Consider the following 21197-nt stretch of genomic DNA (forward strand, 5'->3'; position numbering starts at 1 on the left):
CCCTCGAGGGCGACAGCTTCCGAACCGGTCGTAGCCACGCACCATGAATCGTCCGCCGAGACAGACAGCCTGCGCACTTCACACCGCGCCGCGGACGCCACCTGCCGCCAGTCAGCGCGTGCCCGAGACGATCAGTGGCGCGGCATCTGCCGCGCGCTCGAGGGTTTGAGGGCGCCGGAACGTCGCCGAGTTGCTGACGATCAAGACCAGCACCGTCTATGAACTCAGCCGACGACGGCGGAACTCGCTCCCTTCCGTGCGCATCGGACGGAGCAAGCGCTTCAGCCGCCAGGCAATCGCACAGTGGGTTCAAGCTCAGGCCAACACGTAGATCTTGCTCGTCGGTAGAGGAACCAACGAAGGCAAGGGACTGGCTCGCGTCTCGACGGGCGCTCGGAGGCGAGCATGGTCCGCCGGGGCGGGTTGGCTCCGAGCTCCTCGATCGTCAGGTGCCCACGACGTTCGCCGCGCAGCCTACAGCTCACTCCGCCGGTCACCCCGAACTCCATGTCGACCTGCCGAAAGGTGTGTGGTAGGTTCGCCGCGAGGCGCCACTTTAACCACAATACGATAGGAGCGCCGATGGCAAACACGATGGTGTCTAGTCGACTGACGGTCGACGAGATTTTGGCTGCCGCCCAGAGTGACGTCGAGGCGGCCCTTTCCCGGGTCGGCCAGAACTCCGGCGCGCAATTCGCCGAGTGGGAGCAGGCGGGCGGGGACCCGATTCGCTTCTTCGCGGTCGAAGCCCGGCTGAGCGCCCGGAACACCGGCTGCGACTGACAATGTCATCGAGGTCCGGCGGCCACCACGACGCCGCCGGGCCTCGATTCCACACTCATGAGTGACGCAATGAAGTCTCTGAAGCTGTCGCGCTATTTGATCGCCGGCGCGACGGTAGGTGAGTCGCCAAACCGCTCACGCGTCCTGATGGCCACTCGCTCCGGCCAATGTTTTCTGATCCCCGAGCAAACGTGGCAGGCGCTGCGCGCCGGGAGGTTCGAAGACATCCCCGCGGCGCTTGTTGGGGTCCTTGAGAATGCCGAGATCCTGGTCGCGAAGGAAGCTGACGAACTCGCAGTGGTCGTCGCGGAGAACCGCGAAGCGATCGAGACGTCGCCAGTGCTGGTCCAGATCATCCAGCCATCCGCTGCTTGTCAACTCGGGTGCGGGTATTGCGGGCAGGAACATCGCAACTCTTCTATGGACGCCGCTGTCCAGGTTGGCCTGGTCACAAAGATCAGGTCGAGGCTCACCGACGCCGCTCGTCGTGGCCAGCATTATGAAGAATTGCGAATCGGCTGGTTTGGTGCCGAACCTCTGCTGGCCGTGCCCGTCATGCGGACGCTTACGACGCAACTCGTGGAGGTTGCCACGACGTTCGGGTGCGACTACACAGCCCGCGTCGTGACCAACGGCTTGGGACTCAGTCTTCCTTTGGCCAGGGAACTGCAAGACGTTCTGAAAGTCGGGCATATAGAGGTGACCCTCGATGGGCCCGCGCGAAGTCACGACCTGCGTCGGGTCACGAAGAAGGGCGGTCGCGGCACGTTCGCGCCGATCCTCCGAAGACTCCGGTCCATCGCCGCCGAGCCCGACCTGACTCTTGATGTCAGTTTGCGCTGCAACGTTGACAAGACCAACGCAGATGCGGTTCCCGAGTTGATCGACCTGCTTGCGGACGAGGGCCTCCACGAGCGCTTTTCGTTGTACTTCGCTCCGATTCACGCTTGGGGAAACGACGCGGCCGACGTGAGTCTGGACGCGAACTCGTTCGCGTCGCGCGAAATCGAATGGTTCGCGCAGATGCTCTCGTTGGGCTACGAAGTCCCGCTCCTACCGAGTCGGCGCGAGATCGTTTGCCTTGCCGTCCGCCCCGACTCGCGCGTCACCGACGCGGATGGGATCGAGTACAACTGCTCGGAGGCACCCTACGTCCCTGCCTACGGGAACCCCAACCGGTATGAGACGGGCCGAGTCGACCGCGTGGGCGACTCATCCGACCTCGACTTCGCGAATTTCAATGAGGAGGTCTTGGAGCGTGATGAACTACCGTGCCACTCTTGTCCCGTCCTGCCTGTTTGCGGAGGCGCTTGTCCGAAGTCATGGGCGGACGGCGCAGCACCCTGCCCTTCCTTTAAGTTGAACGCAGGCGAACGCATGATGCTATATGTCGCGGAGTCGGTGCGAGATTAGTTTCCGCGAGCGCGTCCGCCACATGATTCGTCCACCTTTGGCGACCATCGGTTCAACCGCTCTCGGGTCTCCTAGCGTTAGAACGGAGGCGGGCCGGGAGGTTGCTTGCCGAGAAAGAAAACGCAGAACCCGTGTGCTGCGCGACGAACGCAGATACGTCGTGGCCCAGATCACCGCCGGCGGGCCTCAGAGCGAAGTTCAGCATCGCTGCGATCGTGGACATCTCGGGCTCGGCCATACCCCGACGAGTCAACTCTTGCGTACCGATTCGCAGATACGCACGCGGACCGATGGCGGTGTCGACATTGCCCGAAATCCGGGCCCTGTGCAGGCGCGAAGCCACCTCGCTGGGGGTTCCGAACCGGTCGCAGAATAGATGCACCTGATGATTTTCGGAGAACGCCCCGTCCGGCGTCGTCCGAACGTCTAGCCCGAGTTCACTCAGGCTGGCGCCGAGCGCATTCGAGTTTGCAATAACTTGTTCTGCGTACTCGGACCCGAACTCCTCCATCTCGAGCAGGGTGACAGCGAGCGCTAGCGTAGATCCAGAGTGCGTGCTCGAGATAAGCGCATTGTCGATGACGTCGTTGGCGCGGTCCGCCAGGTCCTGATCTCGGAATGCCAGCAGTCCCTTCTGTGGGCCTGGCAAGGTCTTATGGGTGTTTGCCGAGATGACGTCTGCGCCTTCCGACAGGGGATGTTGAAAGCGCCCCCCCATGATCAGCCCGAGGACGTGACTTGCGTCGTAGATCAGGCGAGTATCGGGGCCGACAGCAGACCGAATCGACGCGAGATCGTGCGAGCGTATGGTCGAGGACACGTCGAGGTAAACGCAGCGCGCGCCTGAGGAGCACACGGCTTCGGCAAGTTGGCTCGCGTCAATGGACAGCGACTCGTGCTGGTAGCGGACAAACACTGGATGGCGACCCGACCGTCGCAGTATCCCTGCGGTAGCAAAGTGTCCACCGGTGCCTGGGTGAACGCATACGACATGGTCACCGGGTTCGGTGAGGGAGAGGAGAGCGCAGGTCATCGCGTGGACTCCGGACAGCGGGGCCAAACTGACTTCCGCTGCGCCTAGCATGTCTTTGGCTGCTCGAGTGGCGCTTGCAAGCAGCGAACTCGCGGCAGGGTAACCGGAGAACGTGAAGCCGGCGAAGTCCTCGACTCCAAGATCGTCGCCCGGACCAACGACGTACCGGTCGCCAACGCGCAATCCGCCGATTCTCCGCGCTGTCTCAGAGGCCCACGACTCGTTGGCCGTCAAATGGAGGAATGTGCCGGCGCTGGCATCCTCCGCCTCGACCGCATACAAGAGCTCTCGAATATCCCGACGCATCGTTCAAGCGGTTGCCCGATGGAAGATGCTTCCGGCGTCGCGGTGGCCGCCGGACCTCGAGGACATGTCAGTTGCAGCCGGAGTTCTGGCCATCCCGGGAAAGGGCCGCTTCGACCTCGCTCCGGACGGCAGCCAAAATCTCGTCGACCATCAGTCGCTCAGACACCGTCGCGTTTTCCATCCGCGTTCCTATCGTATAGAGGTTGAAGCGGCGCCTCGCGGCGAATCTACCACACACCTTTCGGCAGGTCGACGCGGCCCTGGCTTCGAGGGGAGTCACGGCGTTCGTTGAGACGACCGAGTAATCAGAATGAGGTCCTGACCGCTGATTCACGCGGAGCTGACAGATCCCCTATCAACCAAAGCGCGTAGCCGACGAGGAATGCTTCCGGCATGATCCGAGGTCCCGGGGCGGGATTCATGAGCCATTGACGGCCATCGTCCACACCCGTGGGGAAACGGCATGAGCAAACCGACCGAACGGCCCTACGGCAACCGCGACCGAACTCCAGAGTCACCGCACGCTGTGTTGCGGGCCGCATGGGAACTGCGGGAGTCGCATCCCGAGAAGGCCCGGAGGCTGGCAGCACGCGCCGTTGACGAATCAGATCCCCTCGATGGCAAGATCCGGAGCCTTGCTGGGGCGATCCTGAGCAGAGGAGTGCCCCGCTGGCATTTCGCAATCGTCCAGGACCGCGGTCGACTTGAGGCTTATCGCACTGCTCTCGCTCGGGCAATAACCCCCGGTGCACGAGTCCTGGAAATTGGTACTGGCTCAGGCATCCTCGCCGCCTATGCTCATCGACTCGGCGCTGGCAGCGTGGTCACGTGCGAGGTCTCGGAACCTGTCGCTCTCGCCGCGCGCCTCGTTCTCGACACCAACGGTTGCCATGACGTGGTGGTGGTGAACAAACATTCCACCGACCTTCAACTCGGCCGCAACCTTCTCCACCGAGCTGACGTTCTGGTGTCGGAGATCATCAGCAACGAGTTGATCGGGGAGGGCGTGCTACAGGCTCACGCCGATGCGATCCAGAGGCTTACCAAGCCCACGGCACAAGTAATACCTGCCCGCGGTCACGTCAAGGTGGCGCTAGCCAGCGACTCGCGTATCTCTCGTGGCCGAATGGACGTGGTCGACGGCATCGACTTGACCCCATTCAACCTGCTGGCGCCCCGGATGTACTCGGTTAGTTCGAACGACCCAGACATTGAGTTGACGAGTAAAAGCGCCACTCTCTTCACGTTCGACCTGACGACATGCCAGGCACCAGCGAGCAGCGAGAATGCGATCACGCTGGACGCGACCGGTCACGGGACCAACGGAATCGTTCAATGGATTGCGCTCGACCTCGACGACGACGTGCGTTATGAAAACCGGCCTTCGCCGTCGAGCGAGTCGTCGTGGGAGGTCCTTTTTCACCCGCTTCCGCCGGATCTTCACGTCAGCAGTGGCGACACGGTGTCGGTCGGCGGATCTCACGATGGCCGATCGGTGTACATATGGGGCGCTAAGCCCAGATCCACCTCCCACCTGGAGCGCGGTTCATGTCAACCAAGGAGGCGCTGACAGGTGCCTTGCTTCTCACGGCAGCGATCAGCCGCCTTTGCGATTGGAAGCAGCCTGCGTCAACCACCTCCCGGGGAGCCGAAGCTGCGGACGTGGTCTCAGAGTCACTCGCGGCGTCTTGTGCTGAGTCGGTCAGGGACGCCTTGGATCAGACTGCTGTTGCGCCGTTCGTGCGTGAGGCGGAATTCGACACGACCGCTCTGCGCGCCGACCTTCGGCAAACGCTCGAGCCGCTGCTCGCCGCAGACGAAGCTCGCTATCGGCAGATCGCGGGTGTCGCCGCCGCCGGTAGCAGGCTGGCTGACCATACGATCTACCTCGCGAGCGAAGGTTTTGGAGCCCTGCTCGCCGAGTTTCCCGCGTTGACCTATGTCTTGTCGGCGCGGATGGCTACGTGGGCGACCAGCGTGGCCACAGCAATTGTGGAGACCCATCGACTCGCAACGCAGCGAACGGCTGCTCTTGGCATCGCGCCGGCGGCCACGTTGCACCGGGTCGGATCCAGCGGTGGAGACGTCCATGACGGACGAGAAGGCATGGTGTTGGGATTCGCTGACCATACGTTCGTGTTCAAACCACGTGATCTCCGCGTCGACGAGCTCGTTGGCCGGGTGGCGCGAACCGTGGGACTGCTTCCCCGGATTCCGGAGACGATCTCTACGCCTTCATATGGGTGCGCACGTTTCGAAGCCGAGGCAACCGACCGCTCCGACCGGGACGTCAAGTCCTTGTACGAATCTTTGGGGCACGCACTGGCACTGAGCTACGTTCTAGGCCTGCGCGACCTCCACGCGGAGAATGTCGTTCTGGCGCGGGACCATCTCGTCCTGATCGACCTCGAGGTCGCCTTCGTCTTTGACGACGGGATGGATGCGACCGCGCCTTTCGGGCTGCCTTCATCGCATCTGATCGGAGATCACGAGGCGGCGTCCGTGCCTCGTTCAGAACAACGCGGGTTGGACTTGCTGATCCATACCCGACCAGCCGGTGCGAACGCTGCTCTAACCAAGTTGGCTGCAGCTACACCTGGCCAAGATCCGACCCGCTTTCGGCCTGAAGTCGTGCGGGGCTTCACCGGTGGTCTGGCACGCCTGCGTCGCCACGCGCACAAGGTCACAGCGCTTCTTCGACCCGGAGCACCGTTTGAGGTTCGTCATGTCTTGCGTCCTACAGTCGAATACGCACGGGCGCTGCGCGACGCCCGGCCCAGCCCGCAGCTGGGCACACTGGCCACTCGCACCAAGCTCTTCGGACTTCAGCTCGCTTCGTCGCCGGACGCTTGGCAGCCGCTGGTGCCAGGCGAAGTGACGGCCCTGACGCGCGGCGAGTTCCCGCGGATCACGACCAAGGCAGGGTCGCGTTCACTTGAGTGCCATGGGTATGTCGCGCGAGACGCCTTGAAACGAGCTGGTCTCGACGAGGCCATCGACAGGATCGCCGGTAGCGAGGCTCCCGGCGAGCTCGACGCAGCAATCGACGCGATCCACAAGGCCTTCCAGTAGCCGCCTCCAAAGGGTTGCTCGCCGCGAGCTCCGCCCGTGGAGGCGTTGCTATCGACGGGGCAGGTTCGACGTCAGAACTTTCAGCGTAGAAAGATCGCCGGTATAGGCTCACGGCGTGCAGATCGGCAGCCTGGACGGCCCTCCTGATCCTCCGGAGGTCCTGTCGCTACTCGAGCAGTACGGCGCGGTGCGCATAGCCAGCTTCTCACGGGACGAGAGCGGCATCGACCTACAGCGTCTCGCGACGTCGCTCGACACGCCATCGGCTGAGGACTTCACCGTCTCGTGCACCGCTCCGCTCGTGACGCGGGTGGAATCTCTTGCTGACCCCAAGCTCGATACGGAAGGCCTACCAATCAAGTCCACCTCGGCGGTGGAGTTTGCCTGCCATACCGACGAATTCTACCTGCCTGAACCAGCAAAGATCGTGATGTTGCAGTGCGTCCGACCGGACCCACACGGTGGCGGCGATACGATCCTCTCGGCCTTGCCGAACTTCCTACCCCTCATCTCCGGCGAGACCCGGAAACTACTCTCCCGGCGCGCGTTCCTCACGGACTTTGGACTTACCCAGATACTCTCACGGGTGGCCGGAGAATGGGAAATTCGCTACAACCGCGATCAAATCGAGCGCTTTCCGGTCACCTCGGAGGTCCAGCTCGCCCTGGAAGAACTCGAGCACTCTGCGAACGAGACTCGCTGTCTCCTCCGACTCGAAGCGGGTGACTGCCTCGTGTTGGACAACCGCACGCTTCTCCACGGACGGACCGAATTTCGCCCGAACTCGCCACGCCTATTTCTCCGAGCGCGCGTGAAATCTTCTGAGCGCTAAAACACGGCGGTTGGTGCATGTGAGCGCGGCGGCACTATGCCCACCCCGCCCACACGGCGGGAAGCCTGTGGACGGGCGACCGCTTAGCGGACCGGCATGAGACGCTTAGTCTGAGCGTCCGTGTCCAGCACCCTCGCCGAACGTGCTGCCCTCAGCACAGACCAGGAAGATCGACGTCGTCGCCGCCGTCGTCGTCCGGGTGCGGCGAGTAGTAGCCCGACGGGCTCACATACCCGAAGGGGCGGAACCAGCTCTCGAGGCGTTGGTCGACCTTGCCCATCTGCTGGCTCGTCCAACTATGGCCGGCGAGGGCCGCGTCGGCTGGCTCGGCCATGTCGAACAGGTCGAGCACGTCGTCGTCCTCGAACAGCTCGAAGATCCCGCGCAGCTCCTGCCGCGCGTGCTGTGTCTCCTCGGAGGTGAGGTCGCCGGACACGTGCTGGGCCTCGAGGTGGCCGGAGGCGATGTCGAGGATCTCGACCGAGAGGATCTCTTCGGCCAAGCTTCCGGCCGGGTGGCCGAGCCCGAGTCGTGTGGTGAGGGCGACTGCTGCGGCGAGGAGGTTCGTGGCGATCGACAGGTCGACAGCGGTGGCGAACGCAGGCGGCACGACCTGACGGGCGTGGTCGACGAGCTCGCCGCCGATCGCGGCGCCGCGAAACTGGTCGACGAGAACCGTCGAGCCGATGCGGAGTGCCGCGCGCGCGTGGAGGTCGTCGATGACGTCGCTGAGAAACGCGACGTCGGCGAGCGGGACGTTTCCGCGCGCCGCCAGGTACTGAGTTCCGGCGTGCAGAAGGATCGGGACATGCCCGTACCCGTCGCCGCCACGCAGGATCAGGCCGAGGTCCTCGAGTCATTGCAGCACCTCGATGACACCTTCGAGCTCTTGGCCTACCTCGTTCGCGATCTCGATCAAGTCCAGCGGATGGCCCGCTGCTGCGGCTAGCCCGACCTCCTTGAGGATCGGCGAGACGAATTCGAAATCCACGAGCACGATCCTCGCAGCCGACGGCGGCCAGACGCCAGAACCCGCCCGCTACGCGGGGCTGATGGTCAGCAAGTCGTACGCAGCTGCGGCGTCTTGCAGCCGCCGGTCGTATCCGCAGACGACGGTCGACCTCGCGGTGAGATGAACGGCTCGTGCGCTGGCGAGATGAATGGCGTCAAGCGAGCGGAGCATCGGTGGCTGGAGCTGCGCCGCAACCACAATGATGTTTTCGTTCAACGGGATGATGTTGATGGCCTCGAGGAGCTGCGTGACCGCTAGAAGACGGTCCCCGAGGACGACAGGCGCCACGGCACGGGTGACCGCGCGAGGCAGCTCCACCTTCGTCAGCGCGCTGGTGACGAGCCGCCCCTCTCCCCATCGCGCCAGCTCCTCGCGCAGCGCCGGCGTCTCGGCCTCGTCGACGACGAGCTTCATCAGTGCCGAGGTGTCGAGGTACAGCAGCCCGTCGCGGGCGAGATCAAGCACGGTCGCTGCGCTGCTCGTCCAGCGCGCGGGCGGTCGCCTGCGCGTCGTCGAGCTTGACCGGCGGGTGCTCGGCGAGCACAACGGAGAGCCGGCGCGTGGCGGGCACGACGACGCCGCGGTCGACCAGCTCGGCCAGGCCAGGCACTTCGGTCGCGGGGCTGTCAGCACGGCGTGCCATCGCCGTACAGGCTACCGCGACGATCCGCCGACGGCTACGCATCGGGGTCCTGCGCGAACGCGCGGTTGACCATCGCCACCTCGTGTTCGGAAGGCGCGTAGTGGGCGTAGATCTGCGTGGTCTTAGAATCGGCATGTCCGAGGAACTCCTGGATGAATCGCAGCGGCTCGCCCGAGGCGGCCAGCCGTGTCGCGAACGTGTGTCGCAGATTCTTGAAGGGGATGACGCGGACCCCGGCGTCCTTGCAGGCGCGCTTGAAGCGCCGGCTGACCTTGCTGCGGTCGACCGGCCGCCCGGTCTGCGGGTGGGCGAAGACGAGATCGTCGGGCGCGGAGTAGTTGGTGCGCTCGAGCCAGTGGCGCAACGCCTCGGCGACAACGTCGGCCATCGGGACCGAGCGCCGGGTCGAGAGGTCAGACTTGCCCTCGCCCGAGTGCTCGCCACGAACGAACGTGTTGCGCACGCGGATCCGCTGGGCCTGCCAGTCCACGTCGCGCCAGCGCAAGCCCAACAGCTCCGACTGCCGCAGTCCGGTCAGCGCCGCGACCAAGATGATGATCCGCAGCACCGGCCCCAGGACATCGGGAGGCGGCGGCGGCGCCGGACCGCGCCGGCCGCGCCGCGTCGGGGCAGGCTCGCGCAAAACCACCTCGTCGGGGATCGCACCAACGACCCGATGCAGCTCGGAGACCGACAGGAACAACAAGTCGGGATCGGCGTCGCCCGCGCGCCGGCGCTTGGGACGGGTGGCGCGACGCACCGGGTTCTCGGTTGCCCACCGCTTGTCGATCGCGTGCTCAAAGACCGAATGCAAGAACGTGATGACGTTGCGGACGGTCTTGGGCGACTTGCCCTGCGCCAGCATCTCCTCCGCGAGATCCTCAACTTGGGTCTGCGTCACACGGTCGACCGGCTTCGATCCCAACCGAGGCGAGATGTGCACGCGCTGCATCGACTCGCACCCCTGCAGATACGACGTCCGACAGCCCTCGATCTTCAGCTTGCGCCGCAAGGAGTCCGTCGCGTCATCCACGGTCCGGCGCTCGGAGACCGAACGCGTAGGCGTCCGCTCCTCTTCTTCCTGCATCTTGCGAAACCGCCGCTCGGCCTCGGCCCGCGTCAACCCCTCCGACGTGCCCTTCACCCGCGCCTTGCCGACCTTGCGGTTCAGCTTGCGGCCATCGGCCGTTCGCCACCGCCCGTAGTACGAGCCGAACTCGATGTACAACTGCCCGGTGCCGTAGTCGCGCTTAGCCACGTCACCAGTAGCTCTCAGCTCGCACTTCTCTCCCCCACCCCGTCATCGACGTCCCGGCCCGCGCTCAGCGCCCTCAAGCCATTGCTCGATGGCCGACCGGCGGTACCGCACATAGCGCCCGAGCCTCAGATGAGGAAGCGCGTTCCGCCGGGTCTCCGCGTACACCCACGACCGTGTCACGCGCATGAAGGCGGCGACCTCATCGGCGGTGAGCAACGGATCGACCACGGGATCTGTCTCGTGCGGACCCACGTTCCCTAGTCGACGAGCCCCCCGATCACCCCTCGCCGTCGACGTCCGTCCCACGTCTCAGACTGAGTCGATGGCCCGCACCGGAGCAGAGCGCACAGACGTTGCCGTCGTCTGGCCGTCGCGACTGCTGCGCTCCCAGCACACACGACTGGTGTACCTCGACCTCAATCACTGGATCGGCCTGGCGAAAGCAGCGGTTGGTCACTGGGACGGGAAGCGGTTCTCCACGGCGCTAGAAGCAGTCCTTGCTCACCGCGACGGGTGGACCTACGTCATCGGCGGCCCGTTGATGATGGAGTTGACCGGCATCCTCCGCCGACAGCAACGACAGGATCTCGGACAGATCATCGAAGAGCTCACCGGCTACTCGTGCGTCATGCCGCTCACCACCATCGCGGCGCTCGAGCTCGAAACGGCGTTGTGCCGCGCGACCGGGACGGCGGAGCGCTTCGAGGCAGTACCGCTCATTGGCCGCGGCGTGTTGCAAGCGCTCGGTCTCCGGGGCGGAATGCGTGTCCGGGACCGCGATGGCAACGACGTCACCGACCAAGCCCGACGAGAGGCGCCCGGCGGCGCAGCCTACTTCGACCAGCGCATCGGAAAGGCCGAGCGCGACCTCGATCGCTCCGTGATCCGCGGGCCCGCGGACGACACTGTCGAGGAAGAGCTGCGCCGAGACGGCTGGGATCCATCCGGGGCACGCCGAGGTGCCGAGCAGCGAGCGCAGCAGGAGCAGGACTTCGCCCTCCAGCTCGCGGAGGACCCGCAGTGGCGGCGCGGCCGCCTGCGCGACGTCATAGCTGCGCGGTACCTCGCGCTCGAGATCGAGTCCATCCGTGAGGACGCGCTCCGGGCGCACGAGGTGCGCCTCTCGGAGGTGTTGACCAGCGTCGAAGCAGCCCGGGAGTTCACCGACGCCATGCCGGCGGCAGACACCTGGATCACCCTCCGAACCGCCAAGCACCGCAACCCCGACTCGGCTTGGAAGCCGAATGACATCTTCGACATCGACGCGCTCTCCGTCGTCGCACCGTACTGCGACGTGGTGGTCACCGAACGCCACTCCGCCCATGTCCTGCGGCAAGCCGACGCGCCGAGGCGGTACGGAACGACCCTGCTGACAAGCCTCGACGAGCTTGCCGACCACGTGAGCACGACGACGGACTGAGACCGGATCAGCGGCGGACGAGGCCGCTGTCCGCCCGACGAGCGCAACGCGCCCGGAAGGCGGTCGCGTACCTCACGAACCGATGCCGCCGGCCGCGCCGCGCAGTCGTGCCTGCCAGGACTTAGGCAGCCGCTCGCTCAAGCGCGGCAACGTCGTCATGCCGCGGCTCAACGACTGACGAACCGCGAGATCGACCTGCTCGGTCCAGCCGTCACCGCGCACGACATCGGTGATCGTGCGCTCCACGCCCGTGACCGGAACCCCCGAGACCTGACGCCGGTCACGTCCCTCGATCGGCCGATCGGTGAAGTGCGCGCGAACCCCATCAGGGATCGTCGTACCGCGCTTGGAGCGAGGCATGGTCACGTGGACCTCATCGGCGATCACGTCGGTGAGGTCCAGCAGCTCCATCGCGCTGATGTGCGATACGACAGCGGCCGCGCGCGACAGCCTCAGCCAGGCGGGGACGACATGCTCATGCGACGAGCCGGGGAAGCGACGCAAGCGATAAACGCCTCGACCGGCACGCTGCAGCATTCCGCCCCCTCGGGCGTGATAGGTCAACGTCGCCCGCGGCACGCCCACGCCGATCGCCTGCTGCGCTGTGAAGTAACCGCTCTGCGGCTCAGCCAGCGCATACAAACGATCCACAGCACCGATGTCAGAAGTATCGCCAACTAAGTTGGCCATATGCGTGACAGTAATAGCTACGAGGCAGGAAGTCCACGTCAGTCGGCGCGCCCGCCGAAGCGGCATGCGAACAGGACGGCCCGCTCCTCTGCGATCACGCTGACCGTTGAACCTCACTCCACGTCTGGACCTCGGCCGGAATGCGTACAGTCGCCGTGCCGGAGACGGTGAGGACGTCAGGGTCGACGCCGCCAAACACTCGCCCCACGGCGTGCCGTACACGTCGAGGGGCGGCGCGCCCAGTTCGTTGAAGTCGGGACAACTCCATCGCAGGCTTAGCATCGGGCACGCGTGCCACGCGTGCGATCAGCGTCCGTCCGGCGGTCGCGCGCGGTCAGCTTCGCGTTGCTCAGCCTGCTCCAGCGCGACGCGACCGGCCTGGATCAGCGCATGGACGGTGGACGCGTCCCAGTGGCGGGTGTCCTCGCCAACACGCCACGGGATGCTGATGTGGGCGCCGAGCACCTTATCGCCGGCCAAGGCGCCCCGTACCAGCACTGGTCGCACGTGAGGCGGCTGCTGTGGGATGAATAGCCAGCCGTAGCCGTAGCCGCTGCCGGCGCGCGACTCAACCAGCCCGATGTCCAGGTCGGTCAGCAGCGGCACCAGGCGATCGGCGAGCGCGTTGGCCAGCGCCGGCACATTGACCGAGCTGAGCTTGAACGGATGGACGCGGTCGATGACATCGCCACCGCTGGCGCCGGGCTCGGTGACCAGGCCGAAGACGATGATGGCGTCCTGGCCGAGGTTGGCGAACGCGGCCACGTCCTTGCCCAGCTCAAAGCTCGCGCCCTCGCCGTCGAGCTTGTGCGGGATCGCCTTGGCGTCGATCCAGGACGACTCGGGCTGGCCGACGAGCGCTTGGGCGTGGCCGCCAGCCAGCAGGTCGCGGACCGTCCGCGCGGTCAGCGCCCCGTTGCCCGACGCCGCGTCGAGCAGGGCTTGGGCGTTCGTCGCCATCTCGAACAGCTCGCCCATCGTCCGCTCGTCGCCTGCGAGCGCCAGGGAGTGGAGCTCGAACCAGTGTCCCTCTTGCTCGTCGCGGAAGCTGTCGCCGTAGCTGCCGCCGTAGCGCTCCAGCAGCGGCGCGAGCAGGCCGGCGACGTCAAACGGCAGCCCGTCCTCGCGGTCCAGGCCCCGTCCGATCTCGGCCATGAGCCTGCCGCCGATGAAGCTCAGTGGGAGGTCACGTGGCGACTGGTCGCCGTCGAACTCGTTCGCCGGGACGTCGGAGAGGTACACCGCCGAGACGGTGGCGCCGTCGGCCTCCTCGTACTCGCCCAGCGCGCGCTCCATCGAGGTGACTGACGCCTTTGACACCGCTTCGACCGAGGCGACGACCGCATCGTCGCGCGCGATGTCGACTACCTGCTCGGCGCCGATGAACAGCGCGACTGCCTCGGGGTCGTATCGAAGCTCCGAGGCGCTCATGCGCCGACCTGCCTATCCGGAACGGGCTCGGCGCGCGCATCGGCCGGGGCGGCATCGGTGGCGTGCCCTGGGGCCGCGTCGGCCAGCTCCAGCCACCAGCGGCGGAGGGCGCCGCCCGTGAGGTACGCGAAGGTGTGCAGGTACATAGGCAGGCTCTTCGCCGTCCAGCGGCCGCCGGCCTGCTCGGCGCCCAGCCCTGGGAACCGCTCGGCGGCGACGCCCTCGCTGTCGCTGATCGGCCCTTCGCAGAGTGGGGCCGGAAAGGGGATGCCGTCGTGCAGGTCGCGCGATCGATGGTCGTAGAGCACGTCGAGCGCCTGCTCGAGTTCGTCCCAGGGCGCCCAGCCGAACTGCGGCCGGATCGGCGGTGAGCCGGGGTGGTGGGCCAGCAGGAACTCGACCATCTTGGCCTGCGCGCCGAGAGTGAAGGACAGGTGGCGGGCGACGATCTCCAGCGCATCGGGCGCAGTCTTCTTCAGCTCCCCGTACAAGCGTCCGCGTCGGCGCTTAAGAATCTGGACCGGGTCGACCGAGCGGTCGCCCGCCCACAGGTTCGCAGCCGTCTCCACCGCACCGGATAGCTTGATCCAGGCCACGCGCGGATCGGCGTCGGCCCACCACAGCGCGTCGCCGAACAGGTTGGCGGCGCGCTGCAGCACTACGGCCTGCGAGGCGCTCAGCGCCGCGTAGGCGCGCAGGTAGGGCGCTGCATCTTCGAGCTTAGCCTCGCCGGCCACGCTGGGCAGCACCGGTCGTCGGCTGGGCGGTCCGAGCGCGGGAGGGTGATGCGAGGCGAGCATAGGCCGGCCGGCCAGGTCACCGTCCAGCGCGTGGCGGAGCACGCCGCCGCAGCGCACCCGCCGGTCGAGCGCCAGCGAGAGCAACGCGGCGAGTTGATCGCCCAGGTCGCCGCCGGCGTAGGATTCGATGTCGACCTCCTCCAGCTCGCGCAGGTGGCCGTCGGCGTCGAGCAGATGATCGACCGACCGCGCCACCACGGTGAGCTGCGCGAAGCCTAGGCGGGGATCCAGCGGCGGAAACGCGAGCATGAGCTCATAGGGTCCGAGCCCTAGCTCGCCGATCAGGCGCGCGTCGGAGTACAGGCCCCACTCCTCCCAAGAGGGCACGATCGCCCCACTGGACGAGTGCGAGTTGATCCGCGCGGGCTGGCCAATGAGAAGTGCCTGCCAGTTGCGCCAGACCAGCGGCCCCTGCGGCTCGTCGCCGCTTGTCTCAAGACGAGCCGCAGCCGCCTTCGCATCCTGCTCCACCATGTCTTAAGGGTAGGAGCCAAGGTCGGTCTGCGCGGGCGTCCCACCACGCCCACGCTGACGCTTGCGCACCCTCGGCTAGGCGACGCGGCGCGCCCAGGTGGCGTCGGCCAGCAGTCCGACCGCCTGCTCGGCCAGCCCCGGCGCGAGCGTCCAGCCCGACCCACCCTGGCCGTAGAGGTGCGCCACGGGCACCGCGCCGTCGGCCTGCAGCTCAACGCGCACGCCCGCGCGACGACGCGGGCGCGCGCCGACCAGGTACTCGAGTATGGGCGCGCGAGCCAGGCGCGGCTCGACCTCGGCAGCCAAGGCGCGCAGGTGCTCGCCCATGCCAGGGAGGCGCTGCGGGACGCCGTCGACGTTGGGACTGTCCCACAACGTGCCGCCGATGACGATGTCGTGGCGGCGAGGGATGATGTAAAGCATGTTGACCGCGTAGGGGTCGGCGGCCACGTCCTCCGGGGCGCGCGTCTCGTCCATGAAGACGTCGTGCACGCCCGCCGTCGGACGTACCCGCACGATGTGTCCGTCGCCCCGGAAGAGCGTCGGGTCCTTCGCCAGCCGCGCAGCTCCGAGTCCGCTGGCGTTGACGATCCCGTCGACCGGCCCGACGTGCTCGGTCACCTGGTCGAGCGCCTCGACGCGCGCACGGACGAAACGCACCCCGTCGCGAGCCAGCCGCGCGCGTGTGGCCATCAGCCACCGGCTCGTCTCCACGACGTAGGTGGAGAAGCTCGCGGCGTCACCGTCGACGTAGCGTGCGGGAACCTCGCCTCGCGCCACCGGCCGGAACCCCTCGACCGCGTCGGCCCACGGCAGCGGCGGGCGGCTCGTCGCGCACACCGTGAGCACGCGGCGGCGGCTGATGAACGGCGAGCCGCTGGCGGCCACGGCACGCCAGACCTGCATCGAGCGCTCGAAGGCGGCCAGCTCGCGCTGCATGCCGGCGCGATCCTGCGTGCCAGCGACCGGCTCGATGAGCCCGGCGGCCACCCAGCTCGGCGTCTCGCGGACGTCGCGATCCTCGATGATGACCACCTTCGCGCCGAGCGCACGCAGATCGCAAGCGGCGCTCAGGCCGGCCACGCCACCGCCCACGACTGCCACCCGCACGCTCCCTCTGACGCGGCAGGCCTCACGGCGACGGCGCCGCTCGGCGTCCACTTCGCGCTCGCCCCCGGCGAGCCCGGACACGATGGCCGGTACAGACATCAGGACACCTCCATCTTCATCAGGGACAATCTGTACTGGCCGACATCCGCCGACCAGCCCTTCACGCGCGGACAGCAGCGCCCTACGCTGCAGCTCATGTCGATCCACTCGCGCCCGTGACCACCAAGGTCGTCGCGCTCGGCCTCGGCGCGCCGCTCGCCGACCCGATCTCCATCTGGCCGGTCACCACGGTGATCGAGCTGGTGCCCGAAGCGGCCGAGTGGCTCGGTGATGACCCGGCGTCGTGCGTGCGAGCCGCGATCGCCGCCCAGGCGGGCGTGGCCGTCGAGGCGATCGAGGCCGTCACCGTGACGCGCACGCCCGCCAGCGCGCTCGTGCAACTGGCTCGCGGCTCCGATGCCGAGCGCGCGCTCGACGTCGCCGCCCGACGCCGGGCCACCAACGCCGCCGAGGCGTTGCACGCAGCCGTCCTGGCCCTGGCCTGACATCACGCCGCCAGGCGCATCGCCGCGCCGATGTCGCGCAGCAGGCTCGCCACCAGCTGCGGCGCAGTGCAGTCGCCGTGGACGAGGCACGCGGAAAGCACGCCCGTTGAGCGCCAGTCGAGCATGCCGTCGACGTCGATGACCCACGCCTTGCCGTCGTCGTCGACGATCACGTCCACGGTGCTCAGGCCGCTGAGGCCGAGCGCCCAGGCCGCGCCGCGGGCCGCGTTGACGGCGACGCCGAGCGAGCTTCGGTCGACATCGTCGGCCGGCTGGAACTCCCGCGCCCAGGCGGCGGCGAGCGAGTCCTCGCTCTTGTAACTGACCTGGGCGACGCCGACCGCCATCGGCTCGTCGGCAGCGCCGGTCATCAAGACCGTCAGCTCCCGCCCCGGCACGACGCGCTCGACGACGACCGCGTCGCCGTAGTTGAACGTGTTGAGCACGGCACCTGCCAGGTCGCCGCCGCGGACGCGCTTGACCCCGAGCCCGCCCGTGCCGAAGCGCGGCTTGATCATCACGTCGGCGCCCAGCGCCTGCGCCGTGCGCGGCAGCACCGCACCGAGGCCGACGGCGTGGATCGCCGCGCGGGTGAACAGGCGTTGGTCGGGCACCGGCACGCCGTGGGCGGCCAGGCGCTCGGCGGCGACGACCCGGTCGGCGCAGGCCCGGAGCGCGGGCGCCGTCGCGCCGACGCAGGCAATTTCCAGCTCGGCGCAGACGTCCTGCACGGCGCCGTCAGCCAGTCGCTGGTCGAGCACGGCCACGATTGCGGCCTGGGGGCCCGCGGCCTGGAGGTCGCCGGCCAGGGACGGCCCGGCCTGCACCACCAGCGGCTCACAGCCGAGCGCCACGAGCGCGTCGACAACGACGCGTCCGGCCTCGGCGGCGGCGCGCTGTCGCTGCGCATCGCCTCCGACGATGACGGCGACGGGCGTCCCATGCGGGTACGAGGCGCCATCGGAGACGACGGTCAGGCGGGGCGACGCGTCGTGAGCGTCGGAGATGGTGCGGCGGGGCATCCGTTCTCTCCTCAAAGTCGTTGGCTACGGGTGCACGCGTACCTGACTCCTTGCGGCAGCCCTCAACAAGAAGGTCTTCGCGCGGTAGCGCGACGGCTTCAGGCCGTCGCCGACCTCTGGTCACTCGACGGCCAAGCTGGCGGGGTCGACGGCCGCGTGAGCGGTGGGCTCCCGACAGCTTCGACGCTGAGGAGCTGCACCGCCCGCGCCTCCGGAACCGCCGCCGCATCGTCACCGTGGCGAGCACGAGCGCGACGGCGGGTCACGAGGCCGATGGCAGGGCGAGGTCGAGCTCGCGCGAAAGCCCGGGCCGAGTGAGCACGTCGGCGGCCTCGGCCTGCCCATCCGGAGCCCTGGGGCGGAGACCGGTCCGCAGCAGGGGGATCGAGCGCCGCAAGAGCCCCCGGTTGGCGGAGACGCTGTTACCCCGGACTTCGGTCGACAAGACCGGTGGGATTGGTTAAGTTTCGCACCATCACTGAGCCAACTGACAGAGGGCCAAGAGATGGCACGAAGCGCACGGTGCTCGGCAGCCTGTTCGTGCACGGCGAGCTTGATCGCGCCACGCTGACGGGCAACTGGAAGGGACTCGTCCTTGAGTTGTACGGCGAGGACCACCCGCTGTCAGAGGACGCGTTCAAGTCGGTGATCCGCTGGGGGCTTGAGCGCGAGCTCGTCACCTGGGGCCCGAGCGGTCGGCCGCGCGAGCGCCACCACGTGATGCGGCTCAGCCCGCTCTGGGGCTTCGCCATCGGCGTGGTGCTGGGCCACCAGTCCATTCGCTGCGGCCTGGGGGACGCGCGCGGCGAGCTTGTGGTCGACGCTGACGGGCCACTGCTTGAGGGGCGCGCCGCGCCACAGCTTGAGCACAGCCAGCCCGCCCAGGTCTTCGGCATGGTCGCCGAGATGGCCTCATCGCTGGTGCAGCGAGCTAAGGTCGACGAGCACCTGATCCGAGGCATCACCGTCGCGCTGCCGGCTCCCGTCGACCTGGATGGCAGGCTGAGCAGCACCCGCATCCTCCGCGGCCTGACCAGCCATGAGGACCTGCGCCCGGCTGTTCAAGACGCACTTGCAGCGATTGGCCTGGGCGACTTGGCCATCGACATCGATAACGACGCGAACGTCGCCGGCGTGGGCGAGTGGTGGCTGCGCCAGCGCAACGATCCGCCGCCAACGACGCTGCTGGTCGTCAAGGTTTCCGGCGGCATCGGGGGTGCGCTCATCGAGCCCGCCGGCAGAGTCCTACGCGGCGCCACCGGCGCGGCTGGTGAGCTCGGGCACCTGCCGGCCGATCCCGAGATCCTTGGCGACCCACTCCACGGCCTGCCGTCGCTCAAGCCCGAAGCCCCCTGCACGCGATGTGGCGGGCACGGTCATCTGGAGTCTTACGCCTCAGCGCCCGCCATCGCCGATCGGGTGTTCGGACAGAATGGGTCGGGCGACTACGGCGAGCGCCATCGTCAGCTCATGGCCGCGCTCGAGGCGCCTGACAGCGTTGAGCACCAAGCGGCCGTCGCGGCGGTACGAGACGCTGGAACGCTGCTGGGGCGCGCGCTCATCCCCGTGGTCGAGTTCGTCGATCCCGACCTAATCGTCATCGCAGGACGGATGCGCAACGCCGGCGAGACGCTCACGTCGTCGGTCGACAAAGCCTTGCACCACCGAGACCACATCGTCTCCACCAAGCCGCCGGTGGTGGCCAGCCAGTACGGCTGGTCCGGAGTGCTCGGCGCCATCCGCAATACGCTGCGCAATGAGCCGCCCCCATTTGACGACGAGCTGGCCAAGAGCGTGCTCGGCCCGCTGTTGCGCGACATGCGCACCGGGCCGTCGTCCTGGCGAGCCGCCGCCGAGCTGCTCGGCCCGTCGCGCCGACCGTGACACCGGCGCGCTGACGATGGCACCAGCGCGCTGACGATGGCACCAGCGTCCTGTCGTGCGACCTGCGCCACACGAGCGGCTGGCCGTTCTGGGCGCCGGGGCGTCGGTCGCCTCCCACACGGACCTATCGCTGTTCGGCGCTGACCGACGGCGTCCGGGGCCGCGTGGGGGCTGAGTGGACGATATTCAGGCATTAACCTTCTCTACGACCGGTTTTAGTGCGCCGTGCGCGCGACTTGCCACCGTCAACGACGGTCGAGGCCTCGTCCCGGGCGGCATCGTGCTGGTTGGCGCGGTCGCTGCTGTCTCGATGTCGGTCTGACGGCCAAGAACCGCGGCAAGGTCGTCCCGATGCGGCGACCGCCACCCGACGATGGCACGCGTCCGTGCGTGCGGCGGGATGGCAACGGTCCCGCATCGGGCGGGACCTCAGCCGAGGAGGATCTCGTGTCGACCAAGACCGAGGCCGAGCGCCAAGCGCGGCGCGAGGCGGACCGAGAGCGCGCCGTCGAGGCCGTGGAGGCGCTGCAGTCCAGCGAGGGTTGGCGGAACTGGCTGACTCCCGAGCTCCAGCTCGCGGATGTGCCAGTACCGCGCAGTCTGGAGGGCGTTCGGGAAGTCGGGATCGCGCACGACGCTCCGCAGCTGCATCTCGACCACCTCCACCCACATGAGGTACGCGTCGCGCATGTCGGTCACGCCGTTCACGCCGATGCCGCGGGTAACGATGTTCCCCGCCTCCATGATGAGCGGCCGCAGCTGGTCGAGTACCTGCGAGGGCTGGACGCCCGGCCGCAGTCGCACACTGGTGACGACCACCGACCTCACTGTAGACACAAAGACGGACGTCCCGGCTCCGGTCATTCGGATCCAACACAGCGGCGGGCGGCCGTCGACGGCGATCGTCACGTCCACGTCGAGGGTCGCCCGCTGCAGCCGTGGAGCTGCAGCGCGACGCCGCCGACCAGGACGAAGCGGACGTCGTGGTCGACGAGCGTCTGCAGGAGCGCGCGGTGACGAGCCTCGACGTCGCTCATGCGGCAGCTTCGGCGCGTCGAGTAGCGTTCGCTCGCCAGCACGGCGCGCAGCCCGGGCAGGAACGCGAGATCCTCGCTCCACGGTGAGGCGACCGCAACGTCAAGCAAGTCCTCCACCAACGCCACGCGCACGACCCCGACGCCGTCGCCCGTCATGCCGACGAGGCGCGCTCGGTCAAGAAGCTCCGCGACCTGGACACCCCAGGCCGCAGTCCGGCGCGTGAGCTGCCCGCCGCCGACCGTCCAGCGCTCGCGGCGCTCTACGTCGCCCGGAGCGGCCTCGACGCCATCCGGATGCGCGTCGAGCTGCCACAGCCGCTCGAACGCTTCCTCCTGATCCTCGACGGCGACGAGCACGTCGGACGCCCGACGCTTCGTGTCGAGGTACAGCTCGCCGGTGCCGTAGTCGCGTTTCTTGGCGGCCATGTCACT

At 67.5% G+C, this 21197-nt stretch carries 23 protein-coding genes; 10 read left to right on the forward strand and 13 right to left on the reverse strand.

Annotated elements, in window-relative coordinates; translation table 11 throughout:
• The first annotated feature begins 190 nt into the window (after positions 1–190).
• The 3 genes from ACT01A_RS06075 (at position 191) to ACT01A_RS06085 (ending at position 2196) form a co-directional block, all read left to right on the forward strand.
• On the forward strand, positions 191–331 hold the full coding sequence (locus ACT01A_RS06075) for a helix-turn-helix domain-containing protein (protein WP_445151349.1): 141 nt from the start codon (positions 191–193) through the stop codon (positions 329–331).
• Positions 332–582: 251 nt separating this feature from the next.
• Positions 583–783 carry a hypothetical protein gene (locus tag ACT01A_RS06080; protein ID WP_445151350.1) on the forward strand — a complete coding sequence of 67 codons (201 nt, stop codon included), beginning with the start codon at positions 583–585 and terminating at the stop codon, positions 781–783.
• A gap of 69 nt (positions 784–852) precedes the next feature.
• On the forward strand, positions 853–2196 hold the full coding sequence (locus ACT01A_RS06085) for a radical SAM protein (protein WP_445151351.1): 1344 nt from the start codon (positions 853–855) through the stop codon (positions 2194–2196).
• A gap of 52 nt (positions 2197–2248) precedes the next feature.
• Here ACT01A_RS06085 and ACT01A_RS06090 read toward each other — a convergent pair whose 3' ends face one another.
• Positions 2249–3511 carry a DegT/DnrJ/EryC1/StrS family aminotransferase gene (locus ACT01A_RS06090; protein ID WP_445151352.1) on the reverse strand — a complete coding sequence of 421 codons (1263 nt, stop codon included), beginning with the start codon at positions 3509–3511 and terminating at the stop codon, positions 2249–2251.
• A gap of 487 nt (positions 3512–3998) precedes the next feature.
• On the opposite strand from ACT01A_RS06090, the gene ACT01A_RS06095 reads away from it, so the two are divergent.
• From ACT01A_RS06095 to ACT01A_RS06105, 3 genes are all read left to right on the forward strand, one after another.
• Positions 3999–5105 (forward strand): 50S ribosomal protein L11 methyltransferase, encoded by a 1107-nt coding sequence (locus ACT01A_RS06095; RefSeq protein ID WP_445151353.1) that lies wholly within the window; start codon positions 3999–4001, stop codon positions 5103–5105.
• The gene (locus ACT01A_RS06100; RefSeq protein ID WP_445151354.1) at positions 5084–6607 is read left to right on the forward strand and encodes a DUF4135 domain-containing protein; all 1524 of its coding nucleotides are present in this window, start codon (positions 5084–5086) and stop codon (positions 6605–6607) included. The genes ACT01A_RS06095 and ACT01A_RS06100 overlap by 22 nt, the downstream gene beginning before the upstream one ends.
• A gap of 115 nt (positions 6608–6722) precedes the next feature.
• Positions 6723–7439, forward strand: coding sequence for a TauD/TfdA family dioxygenase (locus ACT01A_RS06105; protein WP_445151355.1), 717 nt, complete (start codon positions 6723–6725; stop codon positions 7437–7439).
• A 151-nt stretch (positions 7440–7590) separates the two neighbouring features.
• Here ACT01A_RS06105 and ACT01A_RS06110 read toward each other — a convergent pair whose 3' ends face one another.
• Entirely contained in the window at positions 7591–7941 is a 351-nt protein-coding gene (locus ACT01A_RS06110) for a hypothetical protein (RefSeq protein ID WP_445151356.1), read from the reverse strand.
• A 12-nt stretch (positions 7942–7953) separates the two neighbouring features.
• On the opposite strand from ACT01A_RS06110, the gene ACT01A_RS06115 reads away from it, so the two are divergent.
• A complete protein-coding gene (locus ACT01A_RS06115) occupies positions 7954–8388 on the forward strand; it encodes a hypothetical protein (protein ID WP_445151357.1) in 435 nt (144 codons plus the stop codon).
• Between the two features lie 90 nt (positions 8389–8478).
• Here the strand turns inward: ACT01A_RS06115 and ACT01A_RS06120 are convergent, their stop codons facing one another.
• From ACT01A_RS06120 to ACT01A_RS06135, 4 genes are read right to left on the reverse strand one after another with little or no spacing between them, the layout of a single operon-like run.
• Positions 8479–8916, reverse strand: a complete 438-nt coding sequence (locus ACT01A_RS06120; protein ID WP_445151358.1) for a type II toxin-antitoxin system VapC family toxin — start codon at positions 8914–8916, stop codon at positions 8479–8481.
• Positions 8909–9094 (reverse strand): hypothetical protein, encoded by a 186-nt coding sequence (locus tag ACT01A_RS06125; RefSeq protein WP_445151359.1) that lies wholly within the window; start codon positions 9092–9094, stop codon positions 8909–8911. The genes ACT01A_RS06120 and ACT01A_RS06125 overlap by 8 nt, the downstream gene beginning before the upstream one ends.
• A 34-nt stretch (positions 9095–9128) precedes the next feature.
• Entirely contained in the window at positions 9129–10352 is a 1224-nt protein-coding gene (locus ACT01A_RS06130) for a tyrosine-type recombinase/integrase (protein WP_445151360.1), read from the reverse strand.
• Positions 10353–10394: 42 nt separating this feature from the next.
• Positions 10395–10538: a helix-turn-helix domain-containing protein gene (locus ACT01A_RS06135; RefSeq protein ID WP_445152801.1), complete on the reverse strand. Its 144-nt coding sequence runs from the start codon at positions 10536–10538 to the stop codon at positions 10395–10397.
• 136 nt (positions 10539–10674) lie between these two features.
• Here ACT01A_RS06135 and ACT01A_RS06140 point away from each other — a divergent pair, with 136 nt between their 5' ends.
• Positions 10675–11772, forward strand: coding sequence for a hypothetical protein (locus ACT01A_RS06140; protein ID WP_445151361.1), 1098 nt, complete (start codon positions 10675–10677; stop codon positions 11770–11772).
• Positions 11773–11844: 72 nt separating this feature from the next.
• Here the strand turns inward: ACT01A_RS06140 and ACT01A_RS06145 are convergent, their stop codons facing one another.
• The 4 genes from ACT01A_RS06145 to ACT01A_RS06160 form a co-directional block, all read right to left on the reverse strand.
• On the reverse strand, positions 11845–12462 hold the full coding sequence (locus ACT01A_RS06145) for a type IV toxin-antitoxin system AbiEi family antitoxin domain-containing protein (RefSeq protein WP_445151362.1): 618 nt from the start codon (positions 12460–12462) through the stop codon (positions 11845–11847).
• A gap of 306 nt (positions 12463–12768) precedes the next feature.
• Complete coding sequence (locus ACT01A_RS06150; RefSeq protein WP_445151363.1) at positions 12769–13893, reverse strand: AlbA family DNA-binding domain-containing protein; 1125 nt, start codon at positions 13891–13893, stop codon at positions 12769–12771.
• A complete protein-coding gene (locus tag ACT01A_RS06155) occupies positions 13890–15167 on the reverse strand; it encodes a hypothetical protein (protein ID WP_445151364.1) in 1278 nt (425 codons plus the stop codon). The genes ACT01A_RS06150 and ACT01A_RS06155 overlap by 4 nt, the downstream gene beginning before the upstream one ends.
• Positions 15168–15242: 75 nt before the next feature.
• A complete protein-coding gene (locus tag ACT01A_RS06160; protein ID WP_445151365.1) occupies positions 15243–16376 on the reverse strand; it encodes an FAD-dependent oxidoreductase in 1134 nt (377 codons plus the stop codon).
• A gap of 116 nt (positions 16377–16492) precedes the next feature.
• On the opposite strand from ACT01A_RS06160, the gene ACT01A_RS06165 reads away from it, so the two are divergent.
• Positions 16493–16822, forward strand: a complete 330-nt coding sequence (locus ACT01A_RS06165; protein WP_445151366.1) for a hypothetical protein — start codon at positions 16493–16495, stop codon at positions 16820–16822.
• A 2-nt stretch (positions 16823–16824) separates the two neighbouring features.
• On the opposite strand, the gene ACT01A_RS06170 is transcribed toward ACT01A_RS06165, so the two are convergent.
• Positions 16825–17844, reverse strand: a complete 1020-nt coding sequence (locus tag ACT01A_RS06170; RefSeq protein ID WP_445151367.1) for an ATP-grasp domain-containing protein — start codon at positions 17842–17844, stop codon at positions 16825–16827.
• A gap of 522 nt (positions 17845–18366) precedes the next feature.
• Here ACT01A_RS06170 and ACT01A_RS06175 point away from each other — a divergent pair.
• The gene (locus ACT01A_RS06175; RefSeq protein WP_445151368.1) at positions 18367–19728 is read left to right on the forward strand and encodes an ROK family protein; all 1362 of its coding nucleotides are present in this window, start codon (positions 18367–18369) and stop codon (positions 19726–19728) included.
• A 429-nt stretch (positions 19729–20157) separates the two neighbouring features.
• Here ACT01A_RS06175 and ACT01A_RS06180 read toward each other — a convergent pair whose 3' ends face one another.
• Both ACT01A_RS06180 and ACT01A_RS06185 read right to left on the reverse strand, forming a co-directional pair.
• The gene (locus ACT01A_RS06180; RefSeq protein WP_445151369.1) at positions 20158–20637 is read right to left on the reverse strand and encodes a hypothetical protein; all 480 of its coding nucleotides are present in this window, start codon (positions 20635–20637) and stop codon (positions 20158–20160) included.
• Entirely contained in the window at positions 20634–21191 is a 558-nt protein-coding gene (locus ACT01A_RS06185) for a hypothetical protein (protein ID WP_445151370.1), read from the reverse strand. Before ACT01A_RS06185 ends, ACT01A_RS06180 begins: the two co-directional genes overlap by 4 nt.
• Positions 21192–21197: the final 6 nt, after the last annotated feature.

Source organism: Baekduia sp. Peel2402 (assembly GCF_052567285.1).